A 10301-nucleotide genomic window follows, 5' to 3' on the forward strand; every position below is an offset into this window, starting at 1 on the left:
TCCGTCGGCGCGCAGACATGCTCATATGCTTCAGAATTCCCCTAAAATTGGGCATTCTTCCCATGTGGTGACCTTGGACGTACGGCCTCAGCTGCTCGACGCACTCTCCGCCCTGCGCGACCGTGTCGCCGCCGCACGCTTTCCGCTCCCCCTGGCGGGGGCCCCACGCGCGCGTGCCAACCGCGACGAACTGCTCGCGCAGCTCGACGACTACTTGGTGCCCCGCCTGAGGGACCCCGAAGCGCCGTTGCTGGCCGTCGTGGGAGGTTCCACGGGGGCCGGGAAGTCGACGCTCGTCAACTCCCTCGTGGGGCGGCGGGTGAGCGAGGCGGGCGTGCTGCGGCCGACGACCCGGACGCCAGTGCTGGTCTGCCATCCGGAGGATCATCACTGGTTCAGTGGGATGAGAGTGCTCCCCGACCTCACACGCGTGTGGGTGCCCCACCGGGAACCGACGGACGACCTGCTGCTGCCCGGCGAGAACCCCGCACGCCTGCTGCGCATCGAGACCGCCGACACGCTGCCTCCCGGCCTGGCTCTCCTGGACGCGCCCGACATCGACTCCTTGGTCCACGACAACCGGGTCCTCGCCGCCGAACTGCTCTGCGCTGCCGACATCTGGGTGATGGTCACCACGGCCGCCCGGTACGCCGACGCCCTGCCCTGGCACCTGCTGCGCACGGCCAAGGAGTACGACGTCACTCTGGTCACCGTCCTGGACCGGGTTCCCCACCAGGTGGTGACCGAGGTGTCGCGGCAGTACGGCGCCCTGCTCACCAAGGCCGGACTCGGCCACGTACCGCGGTTCACCGTGCCCGAGCTGCCCGAGTCGGTCTGGGGCGGCGGGCTGCTGCCCACCTCCGCAGTCGCGCAGCTGCGCACCTGGCTCGTCCACCAGGCGCAGGACCCGGGGGCCCGGCAGCACGTCATGGCCCGTACGGCCTACGGCGTCCTCGACTCCCTGAAGTCCCGGATGCCCGAGCTCGCCAGCGCCGCGGCCGCGCAGTACGCGGCCGCGATGCGGCTCACCTCCGCTGTCGACGGGGCGTACGACAGCGAGCAGGCACGCGTGCGGGGCCGGCTGCACGCCGGGGCGGTACTGGCCGGGGACGCGCTCAAGCGCTGGCGCGCCTTCCCGCTTGACTGCACCGCCAGGGAATTGCTCGACGCCCTCGTGGAAAGCCTCAGCACGCTGCTGCTGTGCGCGGTCACCGCCGCCGACGAACGCGTCGAGGAGGCCTGGCGGCGTGAACCGGCGGCGGCGGCGCCCGAGCTGGCCGGCCACGACCCCGCCCTGGAGAGCGCTGAGCACCGGATCGGGCTGGCCGTGCGGCGGTGGCGGCGGGAGCTCGAGGAGTACGCCGAGGAAGAGGTGCGCGAGCTCGACCGGAACCTCGTGCCCGACCACGAGATGGTCGCCGCCCTGGTCGCCACCGCCCTGCTGGGCGGCCGCCGGGGCCGTAGCGCCGGCGAGGGGCTGGCCGAGCGGATCGGTGCGCGTGGAGCGCTGCGGCTGCGCGAGCGGGCCGGGCGGCTGCTCACCGAGCACGTCGACCGGATTATGCACGCCGAGCGCGAGCGCCGACTCGCCCCGCTCGACGCGCTCGACGTGCACCCCGAGCCCCAGGCCGAACTGATCGCCGCGCTGTCCCTACTGCAGAAGGAGAGGTGACCGGTGACCGCCGTCACTGACCAGGACCACACCGAGCACCACGACCCCACGGATCACCCGCAGGGCGCGGTGGCCGCGCAGGACCGTGACGACCGCCCCGGGAACAGCGACCCCAGAGAGGGCGGTTCGGGTAACGGCCTCACCGGGGAGGCCGCCTCCACCGGGAGTTCCGGGGGCCCTGCCGCGGAGGACGAGCGTCCGGGGGACCTGGGCGCGCCGTGCGAGGAGCCCGCGAACGACGCCCACGCGCGCGTGGCGGACAGCGACACGTCCGGCCGCCCGGACGGCGGCTCCCGTGCGGGTTCCTCCACCGGCTGGGACGACGGGCTGATCGCGCGGCGTGTGAACGACACCGCCGCGCCGCGGCCCGCCGCCAGGGACATCAGAGCACCGGTCGCCCCGGCCGTCACACCCCTGACGTACGACCCTCCGCTGCACTCGCGGCTCGACGCGATGCGGGAACTGGTGGGGCTCTCCCGCACCAGGCTGGACAGCAGGACGCTCTCCGAGGCGGGCCGGGTGCTCGACGAGGCGACCGCGCGGCGCAGGCTGTCCGGACAGCACACCGTCGTCGCCATCGCGGGCGCGACGGGGAGCGGCAAGTCGCAGCTGTTCAACGCGCTCGCCGGGGTGCCCATCTCGGAGACGGGCGTACGCCGGCCCACCACCGCCGCGCCCATCGCGTGCAGCTGGAGCGACGGAGCGGCCGGCCTCATTGAGCGGCTCGGCATCCCTCCGCGGTTGCGGCGGCGCCCCCTGCAGGCCACCGACCCGGACTCCCCGCTGCGCGGGCTCGTCCTGGTCGACCTGCCCGACCACGACTCGGCGGCGGTCCAGCACCGCGAGGCCGTGGACCGCGTCCTGGCGCTCGTCGACGCGGTGATCTGGGTCGTCGACCCGGAGAAGTACGCCGACGCCCTCCTGCACGAGCGGTACCTGCGGCCCATGGCGGCCCACGCGGAGGTCATGTTCGTCGTCCTGAACCAGATCGACCGGCTGCCCGGCGAGGCCGCCGAGCAGGTTCTCGACGACCTGCGGCGGCTGCTCGACGAGGACGGCATCGCCCTCGGCGAGTACGGCGAGCCGGGCACCACCGTGCTCGCCCTGTCCGCGCTCACCGGGGACGGCGTCGGCGAACTGCGCGAGGCGCTCGGCCAGTTCGTCGCCGAACGCCAGGCCCCGACTCGCCGGATCGCCGCCGACGTGGACGTCGCCGCCGCACGGCTGTGGCCGGTCTACGCGACCCGGCAGCGCACCGGGCTCAGCGAGGAGGCCCGGGAGGAGTTCTCGGCACGGCTCGCCGACGCCGTGGGCGCCACGGCCGCGGGCGAGGCGGCCGAACGCGCCTGGCTGCGCAACGCCAACCGCGCGTGCGGCACGCCCTGGCTGCGGCTGTGGCGCTGGTACCAGGACCGTCGGGAAGTGCCCACCGGGCGGCTCCCGCTGCGGGCCCCCGCCGACGAGGAGGCCACGGCCCGGCAGCAGGTCGAGCACGCGGTGCGGACGGTGGCCGAGCGGGCCTCGGCGGGGCTGCCCGCGCCGTGGGCGCAGGCGGTGCGCGAGGCGGCCGTACGTGGCTCGCAGGGGCTGCCGGAGGCGCTGGACGAACTCGCCGCCCGCGCGGGAGTGCTCCCCGGGCGGCCGCCGCGGCCCGGCTGGTGGCCGATGGCGGTGCTGGCCCAGGCCTCGATGACCCTCCTCCAGTTCGCCGGGGGGCTGTGGCTGCTGGGCCAGATCATCGGGTTCATGTCGCCGAACCTGGGAGTGCCGGTGCTGCTGATGGTGATCGGCATCGTCGGCGGCCCGCTCATCGAGTGGAGCTGCCGCATGGCGGCCCGGGGCCCGGCCAGACGGTACGGGCAGGAGGCGGAACGGCGCCTGCGGGAAGCGGCCGCGGGGTGCGGCCGGGCCCGTGTCCTCGATCCCGTGGCGGCGGAACTGCTGCGGTACCGGGAGGTGCGGGAGCAGTACGGGCGGGTGATCGGAGCGGGGGCTCGCGGGTGACACCGGCCCCGGTGCCGGGGGTGGTCCCGGTCGGGATCGCCAGGGCTGATCTCGGTCGGGTCGTGGGAGGGGGAGATGACGTCGGCCGGGATCGTGGGGGCGGCCCGGTCGGGATCGCGTAGGCAACCCGGTCGGGATCGCGTAGGCAACCCGGTCGGGATCGCGTAGGCAACCCGGTCGGGATCGGGTGGGCCGAGCCTGCCGCCGGTGGCCGTCGGACCGCCGGTGGCCGTCGGACCGCGGGTGGCCGTCGGACCGCCGGTGGCCGTCGGAACGGCTCGGTCCGGGACCGGCCGCCGGGCGTGACGTGTCACCGGTTGTGAGGCCTGGCGGGGTGAACCCACGACCGGAGGGGGAGGGCGGACCACCCGTTCGAGTGGCGGAGTTCTCCACAGACGAGCACCGGTCCACAGCGCTCAGCGGGCTCGGCCCGGCGGAGGCAGTCTGGCGGCACGGCGTTCGCGACGGACGCGGGCGCCGTGCCGGCGGCGGTCCGTACGTCTCGCACGGGCGCCGCGGCAGACGCAGCCGTACGGGACGGGCCCGTACGCGTGTCCCGCCCGGCCGTGGAGCCGGGCGAGGGAGGGGTTCGCGATGAACGAGACGATGGTCTGCGCGGTCGGCAGGGTGGCGACGACGCCGGTGTACCGGGAGCTGGCCTCCGGTCCGTCGGCGCGGTTCCGGCTGGCGGTCACCGCGCGCTACTGGGACCGCGAGAAGAACGCCTGGACCGACGGACACACCAACTTCTTCACCGTGTGGGCCAACCGGCAGCTCGCCACCCACGTGCAGGCGTCGCTGTCGGTGGGAGAACCGGTCATCGTGCAGGGCAGGCTGAAGGTGCGCACGGATGTGCGCGAGGGGCAGAACTGGACCTCGGCGGACATCGACGCCGTGGCGATCGGGCACGACCTCACCTGGGGCACCTCGGCCTTCCGGCGCGCGGGCCGGCCGGAGACGGCGGCCGCACCGGCGCAGCCCGAGCCCAACTGGGAGACACCGGCTGCCGATTCCGTCGACGTCGAGATGCAACAGGGGCGTGAGCCCGCAGTGGTGACGTGACGTCACCTGTCGGGCGCCGTTGAGCGAACTGCGGCTTATCGGCGAGTGCGTACCGGACGAACCCGGGTGGATTTGTCGATAAGCCCTGCTCGCAAGGGCCTTGGCGATAACGATTACGAGTCGGATCAGGGCCCCCGACGGCCTCGCCGGGAAGCGGGCTCCGCGGCGTCCCTAGGATGCCGGGCATAGCTCTCGGAGCTGCGAGATTCTGCTGGTGGGACCGTCCCCCCACGTCAACGGGTCCTGCTCGAAGGGGAATTTGGTGATTGCTGCGATCTCTGCGTTGTCCGCGCCCCGGCGTGGGGCCGCCCGCGTCGGCGCCGCGGGCCTGGTGTCCGGGCTGCTCGCCGCCGGGGCGCTGGCCGGTGCCGGGCCGGCCGCCGCCGAGGAGGCAGCGCCGAGCCAGAGCGGGGCCACCGCCACCATGGGAGGTCTCAAGACGTACGGCTCCGCGGTCATACACGGCGACGCCGGGGACCAGCAGGTACCGGCGGGGCTGTTCGAGATGTCCGTCGAGGGCGGCGGCACCCTCCAGACGTACTGCGTCGACCTGTACCACCCAACGCAGCGCGACGCCCGGTATCACGAGACGCCCTGGAGCGGCACCTCGCTGGGCGCCAACAAGGACGCCGGCCGGATCCGCTGGATCCTGCAGAACTCCTACCCCCAGGTGAACGACCTCGCGGCACTCGCCAGGAAGGCGGGAGTGCGCGGCGCGCTCACCGAGCAGGACGCCGCGGCCGGTACGCAGGTGGCCATCTGGCGCTACTCCGACCAGGCCCACGTCGACGCCCTCGACCCGCAGGCCGAGCAGCTCGCGGACTACCTGCACAAGAACGCCCGCGACCTGCCCGAGCCGAGGGCGTCGCTCAGCCTCACCCCGGCCGCGGTCGCCGGCAGCCCGGGTGAGCGGCTCGGCCCGGTGACCGTGCGCACCAACGCGCGCGGCGTGACGGTGACGCCCCCGGCGGACGCCGCCACCAGCGGCGTACGGATCGTCGACAAGACCGGCAAGGCGGTCACGTCGGCCGTGGACGGCAGCCAGGTGTTCTTCGAGGTACCGAAGGACGCGGCGGCCGGCACCGCCGAACTGAGCGTGCAGGCCTCCACCACCGTCCCGGTCGGCCGGGCCTTCGCCGCCGATGGCCGCAGCCAGACGCAGATCCTGGCCGGGTCCAGCGCCTCGACGGTCTCGGCGGCGGCGCACGCGACCTGGGGTGAGCGCGGGGCGATACCCGCGCTGTCCGCGGCGAAGAACTGCGCCAAGGGCGGTGTGGACGTCACGGCCGTCAACCAGGGGGACACGCCCTACACCTTCGAGCTGGCCGGCACGGAACACACCGTCGCGGCGGGTGAGACCCGTACGGTGACGCTTCCCTTGCCCGAGGACCAGGCGTACGACCTCACGGTGCGGGGCCCCGGCGGGCTGGAACAGCGGTTCACCGGCATGCTCGACTGCCGCGTCCAGGGCGCGGAGAGCGGCGCCGGCACCCAGACCCTCTCCGACCCGAGCCCGGCCACGGTGGTCACCCCCACCTCACCGACCAACCTCGCCGCGACCGGCGCCTCCAGCACCACCCCGTGGATCGCCGGCACGGCGATCACCCTGGTCGTGCTGGGCGGAGCGGCCCTGCTGATCGTCCGCCGCGGGGAGACGACGGCGGGGGAGTAGCGAACCAGCCGCTCGGCACCGAGCCCGGGGATCAGCGGTCTCCTGCTGCCCTGGCAGGCGACGACCGACAGCGACGGTCATGCCACCGCCGCTGACAGCGAAGCCCCAGGTCACAGCCCCCGCCTCCCAGGCGTTTCCACCCAGGGGTACGGCGAGACCTCGCCCGGCGCGGTCCGGGGCCGGTGTCCCGCCCACCGAGTGGTGGCTGCGGACCAGCGCGGTAAGAGTTTCCCTACGTCTATCAAGGCGGCTCGCTCCGCTCCCCGCGCGCGGGCCGGCCCCCGGCCGGGCATTAGGGAGCGATCGAACTCCTGAAGCGGTGCTCACCAGCCTCGGCCCTACTGCGGGCGTGCCAAGTAGGGTGCCGCTCGTGAACACTGCTCCTGATCACGTCGACAGCAGAGAAGAACTGGCTGCCTTCGTCCGTGCCCTCCACCGCAGCCACACCGAGGAGGGCCACTCATGGGAGAACGCGGACCTTGCGAGTTTCCTGGAGGCGCTGGCAGCCTGGATCGACGACGCGGACGGCTGGTGCAGCAACGCCGGCCGCAATATGCCCACCAGCGGTGATTGGAGCTTCTTCGCACGAGCCTTGCAGGCTGCGACCACCTACGAGTAGTCCGTGGCTCACGGCAGACGCGCAGAGCGGACGGCAGCGCCCGTGCCAGACACGTGCCAGATCGTGCGGGGAACCACGGGGAATGGCGGGGACCAGGCGGTCAGTCAGTCGGGCCCCGCGTCCGCACCACCGCAGGTCAGTCCAGCAGTTGTCCGCTCGCAACCCCAGATTCCCAAGCTGAGGGCGCCCGCCGCCTGCCCGGGCTCCTCGAAGAGTCAGAGAAGGTCCCGCCAGAAGCGCACCGTTGCTCGCGGCTTCCAGCTCTCGTCAACCTCGCCCCGCGCCTCGTCGAACTCCCGATGCATGTAGTCGACCAGGTCCAGCCCGTAATAGATGATGTCGGTCTGCCACATCGAGAGCACCGGATGCCCGAAGCTGCCTCGTCCAGCGGGCAGGTACCGGTGGGCGTACACGGGCACCAGCACCGGTGCCTCCGCCAGATGACGCCGCGCCGCATCCAGTGCCGCCGCATCGTCAGGCGGACGCTCGCCCCAGCCCTCATACCAGAACCCGTTGTGCTCGACGTCGAGCAGAACACCCTCGACCGGCCAGTCGAGCTGTCTGCGCAAGCTGTCCGGGTCGCCGCCCCGCCACTCCGGCCAGGGCCTGGACCAGGTCTGCCCCTCCTCGGGAGGAACGTTGACCGGTAGGCCGGCCGCAAGGAACGCTCGGTGATCGTCTGAGAACTCGAAGCCGTAATCGCGCTCGATGCGCGCGAACTCGGCGTCCGTCAGCCCCGGCTCAAACTCATAGAGGCCCGTCTCGACCAGGCGGCGTGCGGCCTCCGCGCCCAGACCTGCTCCCTCATTGCTGATCACCGCCGCACGCTAGCGCCAACCGGCGCGCGCAGTCACCCGAGTCGTGTGCGGTCCCCGTCTCAGTTTCCGTCTCATTCAGCACGGTTCACGGCCGTTCAGGGGAGACCGGAAGCCGAGAGCGACTGAGCGTCCAGCCGTCCATGAACGCAGGTGAACGCCCCTGCACCCAGCCCAAGACGCCATCAACACTGTTGGAAAGCGTGCGCCAGCCCGGAGTGCAGCGAGGGGCGAGGCACGGCGGCCGGCGCCTGGTGATAGACAGCCGCCATGGCGCAGTTCTTGGTACTTGCCGACAGCGAGGCGGGCACATGGCGAGTCGACGTTGAGGCGCTTCCCACAGCACTACGGACTCGATGGGCACCAGTTGAGATCGACCCGACTCACCGAAGCGAGGCACGAAGCTTCAGCTGGTCCTTCGAGACGGAGAACGGCCCAGGCGAGGCATATCTACACAGGACGGTACCTGCCTGTACCTGGACGTCTGGCGGGCGGACGCCGTGTGGCTGGCGATCGTGTTCCGCAGACTCGCTCCGGCTCACCTTTTCGTGGGGTTCTGCGACGAGGGCTATACCTTCGACGTTTGCCTCCGGCCTGAGGCCACCGAGGCGGAGCTGACTGACCTGATAAGGCAGTCTGATCCAGCTGCAAAGTGTCCGCGCACCACAAGCGCACCAGATTCAGTGGGGAACAGCGGGGAACCACGGTGACCGCAACCGAGCCTGGCGAGGCCCCTGCTCGACTGTTTGTCCAGGTCAGCGCCCGAACTGCCGCGAATGATCGCACCTGCCCAAGCTAATGGTTCAGTTGATTGGGCGCTCACATCTACTGGGTCGTGATCACCGGCAAGGGCAGGGCAAGATGCCGTCCATGGTCACTCCGTTCCTCAACGCCCGAGGAGAGGCCGAGGACGGCCCGTACCGCTGTCCTTGCTGTGGCTTCCTGACACTCGATGAGCGTGGCAACTTTGACATCTGCCCTGTGTGCTTCTGGGAGGACGACGGGCAGGACGACCACAATGCTGACCGGGTTCGAGGTGGCCCGAACGGCCGGCTGAGCCTCACGGAGGCGCGTCAGAACTTCCAGGCCATGGGAGCCTGCGACGAGCGGTGTACCGCGTTCGTACGCGAGCCTCTGCCGGACGAAAACCCAGCGATCTGACATCACCAGCTGACACAACGTCCCAGACGGCCACGGATCCCGGCGCCCTGGACTGGACACCGAAACGGTCGGCAAGCAGATGTCCGAGCATCCCACCTGCCCCATGGATCGAACTGCCCTTGGGGGCATGCCGCGCTCTGGTGAGGGTCACGGCACGGCGGATACGGTTGAGCACGCTGGTCAGCTCCTATCGCTGATGGCTCGGTCCCCCGACAGCGCCCGTCGTGGGGGCCGTTTTGCGTACGACCGCCCAGAGGGTGCGGCCGTTCAGGCTGGTGGCGAGAAGTCCGAATTGATCGGCCTCAGCTACCGCTTCCATGGACCTCCGCCATAAGTCGGCGGTGAGTGATTCCGGCACTTCCGCCTCGACCGACGTGTGCCGGTCGTGCTCCTCCACACGCGCGGTAAGTCCGACATTTGTGTAAAGCTAGTTGGATACCGTTTTCTTTGGTGTGATCGTTCGTTGATCCGTCCATGATGGATCTGGTTGAGCGGTTGGTACCGGACGAGTTATGGATGCTGTTCCGGCGGGTGGTGCCGCCCACGGAGGTGAAGCGCCCGCAGGGCGGCGGCCGGCGACGGGCCGGTGACCGTGAGACCCTGGCAGCGATCATCTTCGTGGCCACCTCGGGCTGCACGTGGCGGCAGCTGCCGCCGGTGTTCGGGCCAGCCTGGCCCACGGTTTACCGGCGCTTCGCCCAGTGGAGCCGGGCCAGGGTGTGGGCCAGGCTCCACCGGGTCATCCTCGACGAACTCGGCGCTCGCGGTGAGCTGGACTGGTCGCGGTGTGCCATCGACTCGGTCAGCGTGCGGGCGGCAAAAGGGGGCCACTGACCGGACCGAATCCGACCGACCGCGGCAAGAATGGATCGAAAATCCACCTGATCACGGACCGGAACGGACTGCCCCTGTCGCTGGGTATCTCCGGTGCCCACATGCACGACAGTGTCGGCCTGAAGCCGCTCGTGCGCGGAATCCCGCCCATCCGCTCCCGGCGTGGCCCGCGTCGCCGACGTCCGGCCAAGCTCCATGCAGACAAGGGCTACGACTACGACCACCTGCGTAGATGGCTTCGCCAGCGGCGCATCCGTCATCGCATTGCCCGCAAGGGCATCGAGTCCTCGCAGCGTCTTGGCCGACACCGCTGGGTTGTTGAAAGGACGGTGTCCTGGCTCGCTGGATGTCGACGCCTGCACCGCCGCTACGAGCGCAAGGCCGAGCACTTCCTGGCCTTCGTCGGCATAGCCGCAGCCCTCATCGGCTACCGCCGACTCAGCCAACGGCTATGACCTGAGC

At 71.3% G+C, this 10301-nt stretch carries 8 protein-coding genes and 1 pseudogene; 7 read left to right on the top strand and 2 right to left on the bottom strand.

The window, feature by feature from the left end; translation table 11 throughout:
• Positions 1-64 precede the first annotated feature (64 nt).
• The 5 genes from AB0K80_RS08785 to AB0K80_RS08805 all read left to right on the top strand — a co-directional run bounded on the left by AB0K80_RS08785 (position 65) and on the right by AB0K80_RS08805 (position 7029).
• A complete protein-coding gene (locus AB0K80_RS08785; RefSeq protein WP_365667277.1) occupies positions 65-1672 on the top strand; it encodes a dynamin family protein in 1608 nt (535 codons plus the stop codon).
• 3 nt (positions 1673-1675) lie between these two features.
• Positions 1676-3676: a YfjP family GTPase gene (locus AB0K80_RS08790; protein ID WP_365667278.1), complete on the top strand. Its 2001-nt coding sequence runs from the start codon at positions 1676-1678 to the stop codon at positions 3674-3676.
• A 594-nt stretch (positions 3677-4270) separates the two neighbouring features.
• The gene (locus AB0K80_RS08795; protein ID WP_365667280.1) at positions 4271-4738 is read left to right on the top strand and encodes a single-stranded DNA-binding protein; all 468 of its coding nucleotides are present in this window, start codon (positions 4271-4273) and stop codon (positions 4736-4738) included.
• A gap of 262 nt (positions 4739-5000) precedes the next feature.
• Positions 5001-6410 carry a Cys-Gln thioester bond-forming surface protein gene (locus tag AB0K80_RS08800; RefSeq protein WP_365667282.1) on the top strand — a complete coding sequence of 470 codons (1410 nt, stop codon included), beginning with the start codon at positions 5001-5003 and terminating at the stop codon, positions 6408-6410.
• A 370-nt stretch (positions 6411-6780) separates the two neighbouring features.
• Complete coding sequence (locus tag AB0K80_RS08805) at positions 6781-7029, top strand: hypothetical protein (RefSeq protein ID WP_365667284.1); 249 nt, start codon at positions 6781-6783, stop codon at positions 7027-7029.
• Between the two features lie 215 nt (positions 7030-7244).
• Here AB0K80_RS08805 and AB0K80_RS08810 read toward each other — a convergent pair whose 3' ends face one another.
• Positions 7245-7847, bottom strand: coding sequence for a hypothetical protein (locus tag AB0K80_RS08810; RefSeq protein ID WP_365667286.1), 603 nt, complete (start codon positions 7845-7847; stop codon positions 7245-7247).
• Between the two features lie 867 nt (positions 7848-8714).
• Here AB0K80_RS08810 and AB0K80_RS08815 point away from each other — a divergent pair.
• Entirely contained in the window at positions 8715-9005 is a 291-nt protein-coding gene (locus AB0K80_RS08815; RefSeq protein WP_365667288.1) for a CPCC family cysteine-rich protein, read from the top strand.
• A gap of 187 nt (positions 9006-9192) precedes the next feature.
• Here the strand turns inward: AB0K80_RS08815 and AB0K80_RS08820 are convergent.
• Positions 9193-9426: pseudogene (locus tag AB0K80_RS08820) on the bottom strand (hypothetical protein); the annotation flags it as partial.
• A gap of 56 nt (positions 9427-9482) precedes the next feature.
• On the opposite strand from AB0K80_RS08820, the gene AB0K80_RS08825 reads away from it, so the two are divergent.
• Positions 9483-10294 (top strand): IS5 family transposase gene (locus tag AB0K80_RS08825; protein ID WP_365667308.1). Its coding sequence is split into 2 segments (ribosomal slippage): positions 9483-9828 and positions 9828-10294, totalling 813 coding nucleotides; the frame shifts between segments, so codons are not numbered across the junction.
• The last annotated feature ends 7 nt before the right edge of the window (positions 10295-10301 follow it).

Source organism: Streptomyces sp. NPDC052682, assembly GCF_040678435.1.
GTDB lineage: Bacteria > Actinomycetota > Actinomycetes > Streptomycetales > Streptomycetaceae > Streptomyces.